The sequence below is a fragment of the Thiobacillus thioparus DSM 505 genome (assembly GCF_000373385.1).
Classification (GTDB): Bacteria; Pseudomonadota; Gammaproteobacteria; order Burkholderiales; family Thiobacillaceae; genus Thiobacillus; species Thiobacillus thioparus.
In genome coordinates, this window is record NZ_KB891326.1 from 179015 (window position 1) to 197916 (window position 18902).

The 18902-nt window shown below is 62.3% G+C and carries 19 protein-coding genes; all 19 read left to right on the forward strand.

The features are described from left to right. The first annotated feature begins 145 nt into the window (after positions 1–145). The 19 genes from B058_RS0108645 to B058_RS0108735 all read left to right on the forward strand — a co-directional run bounded on the left by B058_RS0108645 (position 146) and on the right by B058_RS0108735 (position 18651). The gene (locus B058_RS0108645) at positions 146–1276 is read left to right on the forward strand and encodes a hypothetical protein (protein WP_018508081.1); all 1131 of its coding nucleotides are present in this window, start codon (positions 146–148) and stop codon (positions 1274–1276) included. Next, on the forward strand, positions 1263–2927 hold the full coding sequence (locus B058_RS0108650) for a formylmethanofuran dehydrogenase subunit A (protein ID WP_018508082.1): 1665 nt from the start codon (positions 1263–1265) through the stop codon (positions 2925–2927). The genes B058_RS0108645 and B058_RS0108650 overlap by 14 nt, the downstream gene beginning before the upstream one ends. Next, positions 2924–3820 carry a formylmethanofuran--tetrahydromethanopterin N-formyltransferase gene (gene fhcD, locus B058_RS0108655; RefSeq protein WP_026240768.1) on the forward strand — a complete coding sequence of 299 codons (897 nt, stop codon included), beginning with the start codon at positions 2924–2926 and terminating at the stop codon, positions 3818–3820. The genes B058_RS0108650 and fhcD overlap by 4 nt, the downstream gene beginning before the upstream one ends. Beyond that, positions 3817–4617, forward strand: coding sequence for a formylmethanofuran dehydrogenase subunit C (locus B058_RS0108660; RefSeq protein WP_018508084.1), 801 nt, complete (start codon positions 3817–3819; stop codon positions 4615–4617). The genes fhcD and B058_RS0108660 overlap by 4 nt, the downstream gene beginning before the upstream one ends. Next, the gene (locus B058_RS0108665; protein WP_018508085.1) at positions 4614–5153 is read left to right on the forward strand and encodes a histidine phosphatase family protein; all 540 of its coding nucleotides are present in this window, start codon (positions 4614–4616) and stop codon (positions 5151–5153) included. Before B058_RS0108660 ends, B058_RS0108665 begins: the two co-directional genes overlap by 4 nt. Next, the gene (gene folP, locus B058_RS0108670; RefSeq protein WP_018508086.1) at positions 5150–5980 is read left to right on the forward strand and encodes a dihydropteroate synthase; all 831 of its coding nucleotides are present in this window, start codon (positions 5150–5152) and stop codon (positions 5978–5980) included. The genes B058_RS0108665 and folP overlap by 4 nt, the downstream gene beginning before the upstream one ends. Before the next feature lie 28 nt (positions 5981–6008). After that, complete coding sequence (locus B058_RS16715) at positions 6009–6455, forward strand: copper chaperone PCu(A)C (protein WP_040723901.1); 447 nt, start codon at positions 6009–6011, stop codon at positions 6453–6455. 194 nt (positions 6456–6649) lie between these two features. After that, positions 6650–7861 carry a sialidase family protein gene (locus B058_RS0108680; protein ID WP_018508088.1) on the forward strand — a complete coding sequence of 404 codons (1212 nt, stop codon included), beginning with the start codon at positions 6650–6652 and terminating at the stop codon, positions 7859–7861. Between the two features lie 29 nt (positions 7862–7890). Then, positions 7891–8358: a TlpA family protein disulfide reductase gene (locus B058_RS0108685; RefSeq protein WP_245539278.1), complete on the forward strand. Its 468-nt coding sequence runs from the start codon at positions 7891–7893 to the stop codon at positions 8356–8358. Positions 8359–8378: 20 nt separating this feature from the next. Next, positions 8379–10643: a TonB-dependent receptor gene (locus B058_RS0108690; protein ID WP_018508090.1), complete on the forward strand. Its 2265-nt coding sequence runs from the start codon at positions 8379–8381 to the stop codon at positions 10641–10643. 2 nt (positions 10644–10645) lie between these two features. Continuing rightward, on the forward strand, positions 10646–11317 hold the full coding sequence (locus tag B058_RS0108695; protein ID WP_018508091.1) for an energy transducer TonB: 672 nt from the start codon (positions 10646–10648) through the stop codon (positions 11315–11317). A 1-nt stretch (position 11318) separates the two neighbouring features. Then, the gene (locus B058_RS0108700; RefSeq protein ID WP_018508092.1) at positions 11319–12047 is read left to right on the forward strand and encodes a MotA/TolQ/ExbB proton channel family protein; all 729 of its coding nucleotides are present in this window, start codon (positions 11319–11321) and stop codon (positions 12045–12047) included. A 3-nt stretch (positions 12048–12050) separates the two neighbouring features. After that, positions 12051–12470, forward strand: coding sequence for an ExbD/TolR family protein (locus tag B058_RS0108705; protein ID WP_026240771.1), 420 nt, complete (start codon positions 12051–12053; stop codon positions 12468–12470). Positions 12471–12702: 232 nt separating this feature from the next. Continuing rightward, positions 12703–13338: an OmpW/AlkL family protein gene (locus B058_RS0108710; protein ID WP_245539279.1), complete on the forward strand. Its 636-nt coding sequence runs from the start codon at positions 12703–12705 to the stop codon at positions 13336–13338. A gap of 313 nt (positions 13339–13651) precedes the next feature. After that, on the forward strand, positions 13652–13966 hold the full coding sequence (locus B058_RS16720; RefSeq protein ID WP_245539280.1) for a hypothetical protein: 315 nt from the start codon (positions 13652–13654) through the stop codon (positions 13964–13966). A 14-nt stretch (positions 13967–13980) separates the two neighbouring features. Next, a complete protein-coding gene (locus tag B058_RS0108720; protein ID WP_018508096.1) occupies positions 13981–14280 on the forward strand; it encodes a hypothetical protein in 300 nt (99 codons plus the stop codon). A 118-nt stretch (positions 14281–14398) separates the two neighbouring features. Then, complete coding sequence (locus B058_RS0108725) at positions 14399–15562, forward strand: acyl-CoA dehydrogenase family protein (protein ID WP_018508097.1); 1164 nt, start codon at positions 14399–14401, stop codon at positions 15560–15562. A 4-nt stretch (positions 15563–15566) separates the two neighbouring features. Continuing rightward, entirely contained in the window at positions 15567–18038 is a 2472-nt protein-coding gene (locus B058_RS0108730; RefSeq protein ID WP_018508098.1) for a PAS domain S-box protein, read from the forward strand. Beyond that, positions 18016–18651 carry a response regulator transcription factor gene (locus B058_RS0108735; RefSeq protein ID WP_018508099.1) on the forward strand — a complete coding sequence of 212 codons (636 nt, stop codon included), beginning with the start codon at positions 18016–18018 and terminating at the stop codon, positions 18649–18651. Before B058_RS0108730 ends, B058_RS0108735 begins: the two co-directional genes overlap by 23 nt. Positions 18652–18902: the final 251 nt, after the last annotated feature.

Genomic DNA, 18902 nt, shown 5'->3' on the forward strand with positions numbered 1-18902 from the left:
TTCAATCTTTTTGAGATATCTATACTCTGTGTCCAGCTCCTCGGTTTGTTGTCCTTTTTGCGGTTTGCTTTGTGACGACCTAGAAGTCTCGCGCGAGGGGGATGGCGTGCGGCTCGAACGCCCGGCGTGTCCCCGCGCATCGCGGTTGTTTTCCATCCCGGACCCTGGCCAGGCCACGATTGCCGGCTTGCCCATCAGCCTGGATGAAGCTTGCCGGTCGGCGGCGATCATCCTGTCAGGTTCGCGCCGCCCGCTGATCGGCGGACTGGGATGCGATGTCACGGGCCATCGTGCTGCCCTGTCGCTGGCGGAAAAGCTGGGAGGGGTGGTCGACCACATGCATGGCCGTGCACAGTTCCGTAATGTGCAGGCTTTCCAGGATGGCGGCTGGGTGACGACCACCCTGTCCGAGGTGCGCAACCGTGCCGACCTGATCGTGCTGGCGGGCACGGATGCCTCGCGTTATCCGCGTTTCTTCGAACGCTGTCTGGCTCCGGCGTCCCAGTTTGGCGAGTTGACGCGCAAGGTCGTGGTTCTGGGCGATCCCCTGCTGTCCATTCCAGATATGGACGGCGTATCCGTTTCGTCCATCCCGATCGATGCGGGCCACCTGGGCGAATTGTTTGCCGTCATGCGTGCCCGGTTGGCTGGGATACCTCCGCGTGCCACAGACGTAGCGGGCGTGTCGATCGGGCAGATCGAGGCTCTGCTGGCCGATATGCGTGCGGCCCGCTATGGCGTTCTGGTCTGGAACGCAGCGGAACTGGATTTCCCGCATGCCGATCTGACCATCCAGTCGGCCGTGAATCTGGTCAAGGATCTCAACCAGGCGACGCGATGGTCCGGGTTACCCCTGGGAGGCGACGATGGTGGCACCTCGGCCGCGCAAACCTGTACCTGGCAGACCGGCTACCCCTTGCGCACCGCGTACGAAATCGCCGGTCCGCGCTATGAGCCGCTGCTGTTCGACAGCGACCGTCTGCTGAAAACAGGGGAGGTGGATGCGCTGGTCTGGATATCGGCATTCGATCCAGAACGTACGCCGCCCGCCGCGGATTGCCCGACCGTGGTGCTGGGTCGGGCCGACATGCGATTTGTCCAGGCGCCGGATGTGTTCATTCCGGTGGCCGTTCCGGGCGTGCAGCACGCGGGTTTCCTGCATCGCATGGACGCGGTGGTGGCCTTGCCCTTGACCGCGCCCGCGCCTTCCAGCCTGCCGAGCGTGGCCCAGGTCCTCGCCATCATCCAGAGGGAGACGAATCATGCTGCGGCTTAAGAATGGCCGGATCTACGACCCCGCGCACGGTGTCGACGGCGAGGTGCGCGATCTCTACATCGAGGATGGCCGCGTCGTCGCCGCACCGGGACCGGACGCGAGAATCGATCGCGACATCAATCTCGCCGGCCGTGTGGTGATGGGCGGCGCCATCGACCTGCATACGCACATCGGCGGCGGCAAGCTGAACATCGCGCGGGCACTGTTGCCGGAAGACCATCGCCAGGATCCGGTCCCGACCAGCGGCGGCATGCATGCCGGTTGCGGTCACGCCGCACCTTCCACTTGGACCACCGGCTACCGCTATGCCGAAATGGGCTATACCGCCTGCTTCGAACCTGCCATGCAGCCCATCAACGCGCGCCACACTCACCTCGAGATGGGCGATACGCCCATGGTGGACAAGGGCGCCTACGCCATGCTCGGCAGCGACGACTTCTTCCTGCGCATGCTGGCCAGCGGGGCGGACCAGCGACTGATCAACGACTATGTGGGCTGGACGCTGGATGCGAGCCAGGCCATGGCCATCAAGGTGGTGAATCCGGGCGGCATCTCCGCCTTCAAGTTCAATGCCCGCAGCCTGAACCTCGACGAGGCCCATCCCTATTACCGCGTGACGCCACGGCAGGTGGTGCAGGCGCTGGCGCGTGCCGTGCACGACCTGGGTGTGGCGCACCCGTTGCACGTGCACGCGAGCAACCTGGGCGTTCCCGGCAATGCCGACACCACCCTGGCGACCATGGCCGCAGCGGAGGGGCTGCCCATCCATCTGACGCACATCCAGTTCCACAGCTATGGCACCGAAGGCGAGCGCAAGTTTTCCTCCGAAGCCGAGCGCATCGCCGATGCCATCAACCGCATGAGCAACGTGTCGGCCGATGTCGGACAGGTTCTGTTCGGTCAGACGGTGACCGTCTCGGGCGACAGCATGAAGCAGTACGGCAACCATCGCCATGCCAGCCCGGACAAGTGGGTGGTCATGGACATCGAGTGCGATGCCGGCTGCGGCGTGGTGCCGTTCAAGTACCGCGACAAGAATTTCGTCAACGCTCTGCAATGGGCGATCGGTCTGGAACTGTTCCTGCGGGTCAGCGATCCCTGGCGCATCTTCCTGACCACCGACCATCCCAACGGTGCGCCCTTCACCAGCTATCCGCACCTGATTCGCCTGCTGATGGACAAGCGCTTCCGCGATTCGAAGCTGGACGAGATCAACGCCGAGGCCGCCGCGCACAGCCAGCTGCGCAGCCTGGATCGGGAATACAGCCTCTACGAGATCGCCATCATGACGCGCGCGGCACCGGCCCGTTCCCTCGGCCTGACCGATCGCGGCCATCTGGGCCAAGGGGCGGCGGCCGACATCGTGGTCTATCGCGACGATGCCGACCGCGAAGCCATGTTTGCGAAGCCCGAGTATGTGTTCAAGGACGGCCAGCTCATCGTGCGCGACGGCAAGGTGGTGAACGTGGTCAATGGTGCACTGCACGTAGTGAAGCCCGAGTACGACAAGGGTATCGAGAAACCCCTGAAGGATTATTTCGATCGTTACATGACAGTCAGGATGGAAAACGTCCGCATAAGCGACGACGAGGTATGCACGTGCGGCGCCAGCAAACTGATTCCCCATGTGTGCAAGGGGAGGGCGACGTGATCATCAATGGCGTATTCATCGACGACACTTATGCGGAAGCCTTCGGCATGAAGGCAACCCGTATTGTCATCACCGCGGACAATCTGACCTGGGCAAGACATGCGGCCAACGCCGCCTTCGGCTTTGCCACCTCGGTCATCGCCTGCGGCTGCGAGGCCGGCATCGAGTGCGAACTTTCTCCGGCGGAAACGCCGGACGGCCGTCCCGGCGTGGCCGGCCTGCTGTTTGCCGTCTCCACCAAGGAGCTGGCCAAGCAACTGGAGCGGCGTGTCGGCCAGTGCGTGCTGACCTGTCCCACCACGGCCGTGTTCGCCGGCTGCGAAGGCGAAGAGTCGCTGCCGCTGGGCAAGAACCTGCGCTATTTCGGCGACGGCTGGCAGACGTCCAAACTCATTGCCGGACGGCGCTATTGGCGCATCCCGGTGATGGATGGCGAGTTTCTGGCCGAGGAAACGACCGGCCTGATGCGTTCGGTCGGCGGCGGCAATTTCCTGGTCCTGGCACGTTCGCGCAGCCGGGCGCTGGTTGCCTGCGAGGCTGCAGTGGACGCCATTGCGCGCGTCCCCGGCGCCATCGCGCCGTTTCCGGGCGGCGTGGTCCGCTCGGGCTCCAAGGTGGGCTCCAAATACAAGGCGCTGCCTGCCTCCACCAACGATGCCTTCTGTCCGACCCTGCGCGGCGTGGCGAAAACCGAGCTCAGTCCGGGCGTGGACGCCGTGCTCGAGATCGTGATCGATGCCGTCACCGACGCCGACATGCGCGTGGCGATGAAGGCCGGCATGGATGCGGTCTGCGGGATCGGCGCGGCAGGCGGCATCGTACGTCTGTCGGCCGGCAACTACGGCGGAAAGCTGGGCCAGTTCCACTATCGACTGCGGGAGATTCTGGCATGACGACACTGAGCTTGCGCGCCGTACCGAACGGGCGTGTCGACATGACCGGCGTACTGCCGGAAACGCTCGCCGAGCGGAGTGCGGACGACATCGCGAAGCAGATCGTCCATCTGGCAGGCAGTCCCCTGATGCTGGGCGATCTGTTCGAGGTGGACGTGGACGAAACCGACATGCTGGTGATCCGTACCGATAGCGATCGCCTCGATTGCCTGGGCAAGGGCATGAACACGGGCAACGTGCGGATCGAAGGACCGGCAGGACATTACGCCGCGCAGGGGATGCGCGGCGGCGAACTCGATATCCACGGCGATGCCGGAGACGGCGCCGCCAACGGCATGACGGGCGGCCTGCTACGCATCCGGGGCAATGCCGGCGACTGGCTCGGTGCCGCATTGATCGGCGATCGTACCGGCATGGCGGGCGGTGTGGTGGCGGTCGAGGGCAATGTCGGCGATCGTCTCGGCGATCGCATGCGGCGTGGGTTGATTCTCGTACGCGGCCAGGCGGGCGATGCCTGCGGTGCGCGGCTTCTCGCCGGCACGCTCGTGGTGGCGGGTGGCTGCGGCACGCTGCCAGGAGCCGGCCTGCGACGTGGAAGCCTGATCCTGGGCCGCAGGCCCGAATCCATCCCACTGAGCTTCAATGATTCGGGCCGGGTCGACCTGAGCTACCTGGGATTGCTGCATCGCCATGCGGAAAGTTTCCTGCCCGGGCTGCTGCCGGCTTCCACGCAAGCACAGCGCTATATGGGCGATCTGGCCTTCGGCGGCAAAGGAGAGATCCTGGTGCTGGCATGAAAATGGTGTTTCTGCGCCACGGCGAATCCGAATACAACCTGCGCGGCCTGTGCAATGCCGATCCGGCCGTTCCGGTGTCGCTGACGCCGAAGGGCCGGTTGCAGGCGGCGGCGGCGGCACAACGCTTGCGGGATGTGCCGATCCGGCGCGTATATGTGTCGCGCCTGAAGCGCGCTCACGAAACCGCGGCGATCGTCAACGCGTCCCATTGCGCCGACATCTATGTGGATGAACGGCTCGACGACCGCAACACCGGCTACGAAGGCCAGCCGGTCGCGCAGTATCTGTCTGCCATGCGCGGCGCAACCGATCCGTTTTCATGGAAGGTGCCTGCAGGCGAGTCCTATGCAGAGATGGTCGGGCGCGTGCACAGCTTTCTGGAAGAGATCGAGCACGACGACGCGTCCGCGGTGCTGGTAGTGGCGCATCACGAGATCCTGCAGGCCGTGACGGGACATTTCCGGAAACTGAGCCTGCCCGAGATGTGGAATGTCTGGGTGGATCACTGCGAAGTACTGGAATTTGAATCGGCATGACGGCTTTCGTTTGCGGCCGCTTTCACTTCACGCTGGCACGCCCCCTGGTCATGGGCATCGTCAATGCGACGCCTGATTCGTTTTCCGACGGCGGGCTTTATGCAGCCCGTGAGCGTGCCATCGAGCATGGATTGCGTCTGCGCGAAGAAGGGGCCGACATCCTCGATATTGGCGGCGAATCCACCCGGCCCGGAGCGGCCCCGGTGGAAGCCGAGGAGGAGTTGAGGCGGGTGCTGCCAGTGCTTGAAGGCCTGCGCGACTGCGGCGCCGCACTGTCGATCGACACCATGAAGACGCCGGTGATGGCGGCCGCCCTGCACGCAGGAGCCGACATGATCAACGACGTCAATGCCTTGCGCGCGCCCGGTGCGCTTGACGTCGTGGCGGCTTCGCAATGCGGCGTCTGCCTGATGCATATGCAGGGTACGCCGCAGACCATGCAGCAGCAGCCGCGGTACGGCGACGTCGTATCGGAGGTGCTGGAGTATTTGCACCTGCGCACGGAGGCGGCGACGCGGGCGGGCATCGCCCGGGAACGCCTGCTGTGGGATCCCGGCTTCGGCTTCGGCAAGACGCCCGCGCACAACATCGCCCTGTTTCAGGCACTGGACCGTTTGACCCAGGCGTCGCCGACCCTGGTGGGCATCTCGCGCAAATCATTGTTCGGCACGCTCACCGGCCGCCCCGCGCCGGAACGGCTGGTCGCAAGCATCACGGCCGCCACGCTGGCCGCGCTGAAAGGTGCGGCGATCGTGCGCGTCCACGATGTTGCGGCCACGGTCGACGCCCTGAGGGTCCTGCACGCATTGGGCATGGAATCCAGGTAATTCTTTATCAACCTCAGGAGTCCCTCTCATGCGCTCACGTCGTCATCCCCGTGTTTTTTTATTGCTGGCCGCCCTCGCTTGCCCCGTCTGGTCCTGGGCCTGCGATGTGAAGATCGACAATGCCTGGGTGCGTGCCACGGCACCCGGCCAGAAGGTGGCGGGTGCGTTCATGGAGATCACATCCGACCGGGACATGGAACTCGTCGCGGGAACGACCCCCCGCGCAGATCATGTCGAACTGCATCTCATGCGCATGGACGGTGGCGTGATGGAAATGCGCGAGCTTGAATCGATCAAGCTGCCGAAAGGCAAAACGGTCAGCCTGGAACCGGGCGGACTGCATGCCATGCTCATCGGTCTCACGTCGCAAGTCGTGACGGGCGAGAAGGTGCCCATGACCTTGACGTTCAGGGACAGCCAGGGCAAACAGGAAAACATCGGCATCACGCTGGACGCCATCTCGCCAGGCCATTGACCGCGGCGACGCTGCGGCAATTTGCCACATTGTCGCGGCACGCCACTCGCCATACACTCGGCCCGAATAGAAACCAATAAATTTCCTGAATGTTTTTCAGGCTGGCACGGATTGGCCGGGCGATTATGCAGTAGCGGCTACTGCGTATTCGCCTGCGTCCGGCCAAGGGGACGAGAGATGTCATGATGAGCATTATGAAAACGGCTCCCGGCCGCAGTCGCCTGGCGCAGACCGCAGCTGCGCTATTGCTGTCGGGGAATGCGGGAACGGCCTTGCCGCATGAACACATGCCGCCGGCAAATCCGGGACAGGCCGTCGCGTCCCGGCCGGCAAAACCCACGCTGGCGATCGGGGCCACCGTCGACTCGCAGGGCCGGATATGGCTCGCCAGGGTCGAAAACCGGGCGCTCCTGGTTTCGCATTCGGCCGACGATGGCAAGCATTTTTCTGCTCCGGTCGTCGTCAACGCCGAGCCGGAAAACATCGGGGCGGAAGGTGAAAACCGGCCCAAGATCGCCGTCACCCGAAATGGCACACTGCACCTGACCTGGACGCTGCTGCTGCCGCAACCCTACACCGGCGAGATTCGTTACGCGCGTTCGACCGATGGCGGCAAGACCTACTCGGCGCCCATCACGATCAACGACGACAAGCGTCTGGCCAGCCACCGTTTCGATTCGCTGGTTTCGGATGGCGGCGACCGACTGGCCATCGCCTGGCTGGATGGGCGCGACCGGGATGCCGCAAAAGAGAAGGGCGATGCATTCGTCGGCGCATCGGTTTATTTCTCCCGCTCCGACGATAACGGCGCCAGCTTCCGGGCCAACCGCAAACTGACCGACCACACCTGCGAGTGCTGCAGGACTGCACTGACCTGGACGACGAACGGACCGGTCGCGCTCTGGCGCAATGTATATGGAACCAATACGCGCGACTTCGCCTTGGCCCATCTCGATTCGGGCGAGTTGCAGCGACTGGCCGACGACGAATGGAACATCGATGCCTGTCCGCATCATGGAGGCGGGATTGCAACCGGCGGCGACGGTACGCTGCACGCAGTTTGGTATACCCACGGCAAGAACCGCCAGGGTCTGTTTTATCGGCAGGTGAAAGGCGACCGGATGTCGGCGCCGATGGCGTTCGGCAATCCGCAGGCACAGGCCGGCCACGCTACCGTGGCGGCGAACGGGCAGACCGTGCTGGTCACCTGGCGCGAGTTCGACGGCCAGGCTTATGGCGCAATGGCGATGCTGTCGAGGGACGGCGGCATCAGCTGGAATGAACCACGCCGCATTGCGACAACAGAGGATGCCGCCGATTACCCGATTCCCCTGATCCATAGCGACCGGATGCAAGTTGTGTGGAACACGCTCCGCGAAGGCGTCCGAATCATGGAGGTCGAGTGATCATGTTGTGCCGTCTGTGCCTTCTTCTCATGTGCCTGTCCACATGGCCCGCATCGGCAGCCGAGCCTGCACGTTTCGATTCGGGCAGCCTGGCAAAGATCGAGGCGCGGTATGCGGGCAAGCCGTTCATTCTGAGCATGTGGTCAGTCAACTGGTGCGGGCACTGCATCGACGAACTGACCATGCTGGGCAAACTGTCGAAAAACGAAAAGAACCTGCCTCTGGTACTGGTTGCGGTCGACAGCCCGGAGGATAGCGACGCGATCCGGAAAACCCTGCGCAAGCTCGGATTGGGCCACGCAGAGTCCTGGGTCTTCGACGATCCCATTCCCGAACGCCTGCGCGCCACCATCGACCCCACGTGGCAGGGAGAACTGCCGCGTTCGTATCTGTACGACAAGGCGCATCGGCGCCAGGCGGCAGTGGGTACGCTCGATGAAGCCAGACTGAAAGCCTGGCTGGAACAACAGGGCCAGCGATCCGGCGCTGCCAAATAGAAAATCCACAAGAGAGCAACATGAAACGCAAAACTCTAGCGCTCGCCCTCGCCAGCACGCTGGGTCATCCTGCCGCCTGGGCTGAAGAGCAGACCTTGCCGGAAATGATCGTCAGTCTGCCGCGTTCTGCCGTGGTGACGAACAATCCTTCGCCCTCGGCCGAAGTGACCCAGGACCAGATGCGCGAAATGAACGTCATCAACGTCGAGGATTCGCTCAAGTACTCACCGAGCATCTTCATACGCAAGCGCTATGTCGGCGACCGCAACGGCATCGTCGCCAGCCGCACGGCCGGCAGTCTCCAGAGTGCGTGGTCTCTGGTTTATGCGGACGGTCTGCTGCTGTCCAACCTGCTGGGCAATTCCTACAATTTCCCGCCGCGCTGGAACATCGTCGGCAGCGAGGAAATCGAGAACATCCAAGTGCTGTACGGGCCGTTCTCGGCGTTGCTGCCCGGCAACTCGGCCGGCGCCACCATCCTGATCAATACGCGCAAGCCGCAGCAGTTCGAAGCCCATGCCCGGGTCCAGGGATGGTCCCAGGACTACAAGCATTACGCCACGGACGACACTTACCGGGGCCACCAGGAACAGCTTGCGCTGGGTGCGCGGGTGAACGGCAGCCTGAGCTGGTCGTTCCTGTTCAACCATCTCGATACGCATTCGCAGCCGATCAACTTCGCCACGGCAGCCATCCCTGCAGCCAACAACGGCGCAGGGACGCCGGTCACAGGCGGCGTACCCTACACCAGCCCGACGAACGTCCCCAGCATGATGTTCGGCGCGACCAGCCTGGACCATTCGGTGCAGGACACGATGAAAATCCGGCTGGCATACGACTTCACGCCCGACACGCGCGCGGCGCTCACCTATGCCTACTGGCAGAACGACAGCTTCAGCGATACCCGGACTTACTTGCGCGATGCAGCGGGCCAGCCCATATGGAGCGGCAGCGTCAATATCGACAACAAGAACTACACCGTCAGCACGAGTGCGCTCGCGCCGTCGGACAGCAATACGCAGAACCAGCTGTTGGGCCTGAGCCTGGACAGTCGCCTGTCGCCGGACTGGTCGGTCGAACTGAGCGCCTCGGATTATTCCACCCCCCGCGACATCACACGGACGCCGACCACCGCAGTTGCAGGCGGGCTTGGCCAGCCGGGCTCGGCAGGCGGGGCAGGCACGATCACGTTCGGCGACGAGAGCGGATGGAAGACCCTGGACGCCCGTGCAATCTGGAAACCCGGCCAGGGCAGGAAAAACCACACCGTCACCTTCGGCTACCATTACGACCGCTACACCTACAGCAGCGCCAAATACGCCGCATCCAGCTGGACCGACGACAGCAGCATCGGCGCCTCTCCCGTCAGCACCACCATGGGTGACACCCGCACCGATGCCGTTTTCGCACAGGATGCGTGGAAGCTCGATCCGCGCCTGACGCTGACGCTCGGCTGGCGAACCGAGCGCTGGCAGGCCTTCAACGGTTTCATCAGCGGCTACGCACCGATTGCCAGCCGCGACGACACCTACCACTCGCCCAAGGCGTCGCTCACCTGGCGGGCGGCGGGCGACTGGCTGATCCGGGGTTCGGTTGCCCGCGCCTATCGCATGCCGACCGTCACGGAACTGTTCCAGACCGAGAAAATCGGCGTGGTCACGCAGATCAGCGACCCCAACCTGAATCCGGAAAAGATCCTGGCCACCGACCTCACCGCGGAGCATGCGCTTGAGGGCGGCAACCTGCGCCTGTCGCTGTTCGACCAGCACACCGACAACTTTCTCACCAGCCAGCTGAACCTGACAACCAATGTCAACCGCGTCCAGAACATCGGCCGTACCCGCATCACCGGTGCCGAGGCGGCGTACGAAGCGGTGGATGTCCTGGTGCCAGGACTGGATATCAATGGCAGCCTGACCTACACCGACTCGGAGATCCTGTCCGATCCAGGCAATCCCGCCCTCGTTGGCAAGAAGGTGCCACGCATCCCCGACTGGCGCGCCTCGGTCTTCGCTTCCTATCGCTTCGACGAACACTGGACCGGTTCCCTCGGCCTGCTTTACAGCGGACTTCAGTTCGGCAATCTGGACAACTCGGACACCAATCACAACGACACTGGAAGCCTGAGCAAGTACACCACTGCCGATGTGAAACTCGGCTACCGTTTCTCGAAGCTGATTCGCGCTTCGTTCGGGATCGACAACCTGACCAATGAAAGTTATTTCATCGGGCCGCATCCTTTCCCGAAACGTACCTACCAGGCCGAATTGCGTGTGGATTACTGAGCATGCTGCGTCTCCGGCAGAACGCACGTAGCGCGCGCCTGGCAGGCCTTTCCGTCGTGCTCGCTCTGCATGGGGCGTTGCTCTACAGCCTGTGGCACTCCCGTGTCCTGCCGCCGCCCACCGAGACGGCAACGTTGTTTGTCGATCTGTTGACGGATACACCCAAGGTCGAGCTGCCGAAGCCGGACCCGCCCAAGCCCAAAGCCAAACCAGTCAAACGCGAACAGCCCGTTCAACCGCCGCCTCCGCAGCAACTGGCCGCGCAAGCGCCGGTCGTGTCGCCATCCGATCCGGTCGCACCGCCGCCTCCACCGCTGCCTCCCAGAATCGAGGTACCGGCCGAACCCGTGCCGCCCGCGCCGCCGCCAAAGCCCGTGGGCCCGGCCGTGTTGAGCGGTGAACTCGCGCTGACCTGCCCGGACCGCGCGCCGCCGTCCTATCCCGCGATTTCCCGCCGTCTCGGGGAAGAGGGCAAGGTGGTGCTGCGCGTGGAGCTCGACGAAACAGGACAGGTCGACCGGGCGACGATCAAAACCAGCTCCGGTTACGCACGCCTTGACGAGGCCGCACTGGCCACCGTCAAACGCTGGCGCTGCAGGCCGGCCAGCCGCGATGGCGCAGCCGTGCGGGCCGTCGCCATCCAGCCGTTTAATTTTGTACTCGAAGGACGATGACATGGATACGAACATAGGCTTTGCCCATTTCCTGGCCCAGGCCGATGCGCTCGGGAAAACGGTGTTGTTTCTGCTGCTGGCACTGTCGGTTGCGAGCTGGTACCTGATCGTGACCAAGACGATCGCCAACTACCTGGCGAAGCGACGCGTCGAAAGCTTTCTCGAACAATTCTGGGCAGCCGATTCGCTGCAGGAAATCCGCACCGCCTTGCACAGACAGCCGCGCGATCATGCTTTTGCCGAACTGGCGCATGATGCACTGGAAGCCGCCAGCGACAGCGAAAAGCATGGCCTGCACAAGCTGGCGGCCGCAGGCGGCCTGGGCGAATTTCTCACGCGTCTGCTCAGGAACGGTATCGATCAGGAGGCGACACGTGTCGAGCATGGCCTGACCATCCTGGCTTCGGCGGGATCGGCCGCGCCCTATATCGGCTTGTTCGGCACCGTATGGGGGATCTACCACGCACTCGTCAATATCGGCCTGTCGGGGCAGGGCACGCTCGACAAAGTCTCCGGCCCAGTGGGCGAGGCGCTCATCATGACAGCGATGGGGCTGGCCGTGGCGATCCCCGCCGTGCTTGCCTTCAATGCCTTCAACCGGCGGAACCGGGTGTGGCTCGCCCGGCTGGATGCGTTCGCGCATGATCTGTACGCCATCATCACCGTGGGCGAAAAGGCCAACAGTTCCGCCGGCGAACCGCGTCCGCTGCATATCGTGAAGGAGGCCTGAACCATGGCAATGGGAAGCTTTGATCCGCGCCGTGGCCCGGGACCGATGGCCGACATCAACGTGGTGCCATTAGTGGACGTGATGCTGGTGCTGCTGGTGGTTTTCATCATCACCACGCCGTTGCTCACCAACGCGGTCAAGATCGACCTGCCCAAGGCAAGCAGCGCACCCAACGTCACCAAGCCGGATCATATCGAACTCGGCATCCGGGAAAACGGCGATCTCTACTGGGACGGCGAGCGGGTCGCGATGGATCAGTTCGCGCCGCGCTTTGCCGAGGCCGCAAAAAAACAGCCGCAACCTGAGCTGCATATCCGCGCCGACCGGCATGCCGAATACGAACCGGTTGCGAAAGTCATGTCGCTGGCTGCGCAGGCCGGCCTTACCCGTATCTGGTTTGTGACCGAGCCTGATCGGCCCTGATCATTCGAAAGACGGTCGGCCCAGGGTAGAGGGTAAGCCTCCATCCCGATGACGTTACACAATCATTTCAACGGGCAGCCGCGTAATTCTTTCTCACAAAATCGGAAATTTCGCACTCCGGAATTTCCCTTGTCTGACCAAGGGCTCATACGTGAATGTACGGTAGTTCTACCAATTTACACGCTAAGGCCGTGCCCCTGTAATAGAAAGCGGCGTCTTTATCCGGGTTGCGGTGAAGCGCAAGTTTTCATTCTATTTAGGGGCCTTCATGAAAAAACATAACTTTCTCCCGTCTGTTCTGGGTGTTCTCCTGGCCGCCAGTGCCGTATCTGCTCATGCCGACCCGATCGGTCTGGATGTGAGCATCGGGTTGGTGAATGTCCGGCCCGATATCAAATCCCCGGTCGTTGGGGCGGATGCCACCAACGAGGTGGTGCCCATTGCGAACTTCACGTATTACCTGAGCGAGCACTTTGCCCTGAACACGGCGGCCGGCATTACCCGTCACGAGTTCAGCAATGCGGGCGGCGTCCTGGGCAAGGCCTCCATGGCTCCGTTCCACTTGATGGCCCAGTATCACTTCATGCCGAAAGCGGATTTCCGCCCGTATGTGGGGGTGGGGATCCACCATACCGTGTTCTTCAAGCAGAGTGGGCCGGCTTTCAACGGCCTGGAGGATTTCAAGGCGGATACTGGTGCCGTCCTGCAGGCGGGGTTCAGCTATACGTTGAACAAGGATTATTTCGTCAATTTCGATGTCAAGAAGTTCTACCTTGAAACGAATGTGACCCCACAGGGCGGCGCGAAAATCGAGACGATCACGCTCAATCCCTGGTTGATCGGACTGGCGGTGGGCAAACAATTCTAAAACAGGAGAGGCTGCTGGCACTTGGGCCAGGAAGACGGGCGAATGCGCGTCTTCAAGCAAATGCACAGCAAGAAAAACGCCGGGTATTCCGGCGTTTTTCTTCCGTATTCGACGGGTAAACACAGACTCAGGCCATCCGGAAAGACTTGGACAAGAAGGCGTTGAAGTTTTCAATACGTAGTTTTACGTGTTCGATGCCGTGTCGATACGGATTATCGGCAGGTCGGACATTGCGTATAAATCATGGATGTATCCGGCGGAATGTCTTCATGCGAGGGGGGGCCTACGGCGCTTGGATCAGGGCAGGGGCGTCATGCCCCGATACGTCGATGAATCTAAGGAGCTAAACATGTTGAAAGCGGCATTGGAAAGAGATACCCAGAATCGCCCGTTCGAGAAAAGCATCAAACAATTCGGCGAGATTGTCATGGCCGAACCCGCATTGCTTGCCAAATTGGAAGAGCCGCGCGATGCGGACAGCTTCATTGCGATGTACTGCAAGCTGGCTGCGGAAAGGGACATCCATTTTTCTCCTTCTGACATGCGCATCGCCGTTCAGGAGCAGAAGCAGGGCAGCAACTGGGTGATCCCCAAACCTGTTCTCAACATCGTGCGTGAAATCTTCTAAGAAAGGACAGAGCAATGGATGAGATCAAAACCAGTAGCGGCCGAGTCGTAGGCAGTTGGAACGGCGAGCGCGCCCGCGACTTGATGGCCGAAATTGCCCGGATCAAGCAGATGCTGATCCAGGAAAAATCCTCGGAATCGCTGGATTCCAGGTCGATGCCTCACCGCGACCAGCTGCATCAGGACCTGCTCGAATTCAAGGCCTACCATTTATGGGGATGCGACAGGCATGGCGAGTGCGTGGTGGGAACCAACGCCAATCGCATCGAAAGTGTGGACAAGGTGCTTTCGTTTTCGCTGATCGACCACCACTGAATCCAGCCCGACGTGTCCTGCGCCGACGCGGGCGGGTGGGCGTCAGTGCAGGGCACATTGCCGGAGCGGGATTCACGCTGTATGTTTGTCCAGTTGGTCGTCGAATAGAGTCGCTGATATGCACCGTCAAGAAATATCCGCCCTGCTGCTCAAGGTGCAGGAAATCGCCAAGGATGTCGTGGCGCCAAATGTGGAACGCACGGACCGCGACGCGCTCTGGCCCGAGCCGGGTATCCGAGCGCTGCAGCGCGAAGGACTGGGAGGCGCGGTCATCCCGACTGCCTATGGCGGACTGGGGCACGGGCTCATGGCGTTGGTAAGGGTGTGCGAGACGCTGGGGCAGGAATGCGCCTCCACTGCGATCTGTTACGGCATGCATTGCGTCGGCGCTTCTGTCATTGCGGCGAACGCCACGCCGGACCAGCAAACGCGATTCCTGGGGCCAATCTGCGAGGGGCGTCACATCACGACCCTGTCCTTGAGCGAAGCCGGCACCGGCGCCCATTTCTATCTGCCGCAAACGACGTTGGAGGCGGTGTCTTCGGATGAATTCAGCCTGACGGGCAGCAAGACCTTCGTCACCAATGGCGGCCATGCCGATTCCTACGTGGTATCGGCAGTCGCCGCCTCGCCCGAAGCGCCCATCGGACAATTCTCCTGCGTGGTCGTCCCGGCCGACTCCAAGGGGGTCCGCTGGGGCGCCGAGTGGGATGGCCTGGGCATGCGCGGCAATTCCTCGCGCACGATGGAATTGCAGGGTGTGCATGTGCCGCGCAGCAATCTGCTGGGCAAGGAAGGCGACCAGATCTGGTACATCTTCAACGTGGTCACGCCCTATTTCCTGATGGCCATGGCCGGCACCTTCCTGGGCGTTGCCACCACGGCGCTGGACGAGGCCCGGAAACATCTGATCCGGCGCTACCACACCCATACGGGCTCGAGCCTGGCGCAGGCCTCGGTATTGCAGCATCGTCTGGGGACCCTGTGGGCGACGCTGGAGCGTACGCGCCAATTGACTTACCACGCCGCCGCCAGCTTCGATGCAGGTGAGCCGGATGCGCTCACGGCAATCATGGCGGCCAAGGTCGAAGTGGCCGATTGCGCGGTCACCGTGGTCAACGAAGCCATGACCCTGAGCGGCGGGATCGGGTATCGCAACGGCTCGCGCCTGCACCGCCTGCTGCGCGACGCACGGGCAGCCCACCTGATGTCGCCCACGACCGATATCCTGCGCGTCTGGATCGGCCGCGCCTTGCTTGGCCAACCTTTGCTGTCGGACTAGCGACATGGCCACTGCCCATTCGGAGCTTGGTGGGATTCTGCATCTGGTCGGCGTGGCGCCCGCGATCAATACCTTGTTGCGAAGCGCACTGGAGCCCGAGGTGACGGTCGAGGCAATGAGCAGCCAGGATCGGCTGTACCATCATTTTCAGGAAGGGTACCAGCCGGCCGATACCGTGCTGCTGGGCATGGACATCGAGGACCCGGTGCGCATTGCCCAGCGCATCCATACGTATGACCACCATGTTCCCATCCTGATCCTGACTGCGGCCTCACGCTGCGACCAGTTGAAACGCACGCTGATGTTCAGCCCTTTTCTGGGCAATGAGGTGGTGCCATGGTCCACCGCCGAGGTGGACGAACTGCCGTCCGTCATCCGTGATGCGGTGAATCGGCGGCGACAGCGCGTGCGTTACCTGAACACGATCTCGCGTGCGCAGATCCGGCTGGAAAAGCTGCCGCTGCTCCAGCCGGAGGCGACCTACTATCTGGATCAGCTGCTCGATCATGCGCCCATCGGCGTGCTGACGGTCGATCTGAACTGCGCCATCCTGACCATCAACCGTCAGGCCCAGACCATTCTGGGTGTGAGCGAGCGTGGCGCGCTGGGGCGGCCGCTGGGGGAACAGTTTCCGTTGCGCGAGCAGGGGCGCCTGGCCGCCTTGCTGCAGCAGGGGCTGAAAGGCATGGAACGACATAAGCCGGAAATTCTCGAGGTTGACGCCCGGAGTGGGGCCGTCCGCTTTCTGGAAGTCACGCCGGCACCGCTGGCCTACCGCACCGGCCAGCGCGGCGCCATGCTGATCTTGCAGGACGTGACCGACCGTGTGGCGGCGGAACGCGAGCGGCAACGTGCGGAAGACGACTTGCGCTATCACGCCACGGTGCTGCGTTCGTTCCATGAAATCAGTTCCGACCAGGAACTCAGCCTGGAAGAGAAACTGCACCAGCTGCTGAAACTGGGGTGCGAGCAATTCGGTCTGCCGAACGCAGTTCTGTCGCGCATCGACGGCCAATGTTTCCAGATCCTGGATTCCGTCAGCGACCATCCAGCGTACGTGGTGGGAACGAGCAAGGATCTCGATCAGACCTATTGCAGCGCCACGGTTTTCACCAATGAGCCGGTGGCGTTCGAGCATGCCGGCATTACCGAATGGCGACACCATCCGAGCTATCTTGAGCATCGCATGGAGGCGTATATCGGCGTACGTATCGTGGTCGACGGCGGATTATACGGAACCCTCTGTTTTGCCAGCCCCGCACCGCGCCCTTCATCGTTCAGCTCAGCCGACCTGGAAGTCCTCAAGCTGATGTCGCAATGGGTGGGCAACGAATTGCAACGCGAACGCGCCGAGGCCCACATGCGCAAGCTGTCGGGCGCGCTGGAGCAGGCTGCCGATTCGGTGATGATCACGGACCGCGACCGGCGCATCGAATACGTCAACCCGGCTTTCGAACGTCTGACCGGTTATGCCAAGGCAGACGTGATCGGCCACAAGACCTATTTCCTGCGTTCAGGCATGCACGACGAAGTGTTTTACCAGGATCTCTGGCAGGTGATAGAGAATGGCGGCGTCTATCGCGGTGTCCTGGTCAATCGCAAGAAGGACGGCAGCATTTTCCATGAGCAGAAGACGATCTCGCCACTCAAGGACGTGCAGGGCCGGATCACGCATTTCATCTCGACCGGCCACGACATTTCCGATCGGGTGAAAGCCGAGGAACTCGACCGCCAGCACAAGACGGAACTGGCGCACGTCGGCCGCCTGAGCGTCCTGGGGGAAATGACCTCCGGCCTGGCGCATGAACTGAACCAGCCCCTGTGTGCCATCACCACCTATGCACAGACATGCCTGCGCATCATCCAGTCCGGCAACTGCAAGCCGGACGATGTGCGCTACGGACTCGAGCAGGTGGTGAAGCAGGCCGAACTCGGCGGTGCGATCTTCCGTCGTCTGCGCAACTTCGCGCGCAAGGGTGACTTGCGCCAGCAGCGCATCGACCTGCGCGAGGTGATCCTGGAGGCCGCCAGTTTCGTGCGTGCCGAGGTGCAGCAGAACCAGGTTCAGCTGCACATGGATATTCCACGCCAGTTGCCTGTCGTCATGGCGGACCCGATCCAGATCGAACAGGTCCTGCTCAATCTTGTCCGCAACAGCCTGGACGCACTGTCCGACGTGGACGAGGGGCGACGGCAGATCACCATCAAGGCAGCTCGTCACGAGCGCCATGCGGTCAAGATATGCATCAGCGACAGCGGATGCGGCTGCCCGCAAGAAGTGGTGGATCGGCTGTTCGAACCTTTTTTCACCACCAAGGCAACCGGACTCGGCATCGGGCTGGGCATCAGCCAGAGCATCATCGATGCGCATGGCGGACGTCTCTGGCTCGAGGAAGGGACCGCGCCGGGGGCCACGTTCTGTTTCGTTCTACCTGGTTCCGGAGAGTCCCGACATGAAAAGTACCCAGTCCGGTAAGGCGACCGTTTTTATCGTCGACGACAACCCAGCGGTACGCGATGCGATCCGCTGGCTCGTCGAGCAGATCGGCCTCAATGCAAAAACCTTCGCTTCGGCGCGCGATTTCCTGACGGCTTTCCAGCCCGGCATGCGCGGTTGCCTGGTGCTGGACATCCGCATGCCCGGCATGAGCGGCATCGAACTCCAGGAAAAGCTGTCCCGCGAGCAGGCGCATCTACCGGTCATCATCGTGACCGGCCATGGCGACGTGCCGGTCACGGTGCGCGCCATGAAGACCGGTGCCTTCGAATTTCTGCAGAAGCCTTTCAATGACCAGGTTCTGATCGATGCCATCCAGGCCGCGCTGGGCAAGTACAGCGCAGTCTGGGAACAGGAGGACAAACGCAGCCAGGCCAACCGGAGTCTGGCGGCGCTGACACGGCGCGAGCGCGAGATCCTCGAACTGTTGCGCCGCGGCAAGCCCAACAAGGTGATTGCCGCCGAGCTGGATTTGTCCGTGCGCACGGTAGAGGGACATCGCGCCAACATCACGGAGAAGATGGGCGTCAAGTCCCTTGGCCAGCTGATCGAGTTGCTGCTCAAATCCGATCCGGACAACGTGCCCAACTGAATCTTCCCGAGACATATCCTGCCCCGAACGGGGCGCCACGTACCTGCAGCAATGTCCTGGCGCGGTTCGTCATCCGGATCCACTGCTAGATGCGCCAAGACCCACGTATTTCCACGTGTTTCATCGTATTTTTCCGGGTTACCCCGAGCGCATCCTGTCGGTATAAATCGCCTCAGATGGTGAGTTTGCGATTCGGCCTTCCCCTCCTTCGCAGGTCGATTTGCCGGCTCACCATCACCTTAAATCCACAA

Excerpts from the sequence above, each read along its gene's own strand:
- B058_RS0108650 (WP_018508082.1), top strand. The coding sequence starts at position 1,263 with ATGCTGCGGCTTAAGAATGGCCGGATCTACGACCCCGCGCACGGTGTC.
- B058_RS0108660 (WP_018508084.1), top strand. The coding sequence starts at position 3,817 with ATGACGACACTGAGCTTGCGCGCCGTACCGAACGGGCGTGTCGACATG.
- B058_RS0108665 (WP_018508085.1), top strand. The coding sequence starts at position 4,614 with ATGAAAATGGTGTTTCTGCGCCACGGCGAATCCGAATACAACCTGCGC.
- folP (WP_018508086.1), top strand. The coding sequence starts at position 5,150 with ATGACGGCTTTCGTTTGCGGCCGCTTTCACTTCACGCTGGCACGCCCC.
- B058_RS16715 (WP_040723901.1), top strand. The coding sequence starts at position 6,009 with ATGCGCTCACGTCGTCATCCCCGTGTTTTTTTATTGCTGGCCGCCCTC.
- B058_RS0108680 (WP_018508088.1), top strand. The coding sequence starts at position 6,650 with ATGAAAACGGCTCCCGGCCGCAGTCGCCTGGCGCAGACCGCAGCTGCG.
- B058_RS0108685 (WP_245539278.1), top strand. The coding sequence starts at position 7,891 with ATGTGCCTGTCCACATGGCCCGCATCGGCAGCCGAGCCTGCACGTTTC.
- B058_RS0108690 (WP_018508090.1), top strand. The coding sequence starts at position 8,379 with ATGAAACGCAAAACTCTAGCGCTCGCCCTCGCCAGCACGCTGGGTCAT.
- B058_RS0108695 (WP_018508091.1), top strand. The coding sequence starts at position 10,646 with ATGCTGCGTCTCCGGCAGAACGCACGTAGCGCGCGCCTGGCAGGCCTT.
- B058_RS0108700 (WP_018508092.1), top strand. The coding sequence starts at position 11,319 with ATGGATACGAACATAGGCTTTGCCCATTTCCTGGCCCAGGCCGATGCG.
- B058_RS0108705 (WP_026240771.1), top strand. The coding sequence starts at position 12,051 with ATGGCAATGGGAAGCTTTGATCCGCGCCGTGGCCCGGGACCGATGGCC.
- B058_RS16720 (WP_245539280.1), top strand. The coding sequence starts at position 13,652 with ATGCCCCGATACGTCGATGAATCTAAGGAGCTAAACATGTTGAAAGCG.
- B058_RS0108720 (WP_018508096.1), top strand. The coding sequence starts at position 13,981 with ATGGATGAGATCAAAACCAGTAGCGGCCGAGTCGTAGGCAGTTGGAAC.
- B058_RS0108725 (WP_018508097.1), top strand. The coding sequence starts at position 14,399 with ATGCACCGTCAAGAAATATCCGCCCTGCTGCTCAAGGTGCAGGAAATC.
- B058_RS0108730 (WP_018508098.1), top strand. The coding sequence starts at position 15,567 with ATGGCCACTGCCCATTCGGAGCTTGGTGGGATTCTGCATCTGGTCGGC.
- B058_RS0108735 (WP_018508099.1), top strand. The coding sequence starts at position 18,016 with ATGAAAAGTACCCAGTCCGGTAAGGCGACCGTTTTTATCGTCGACGAC.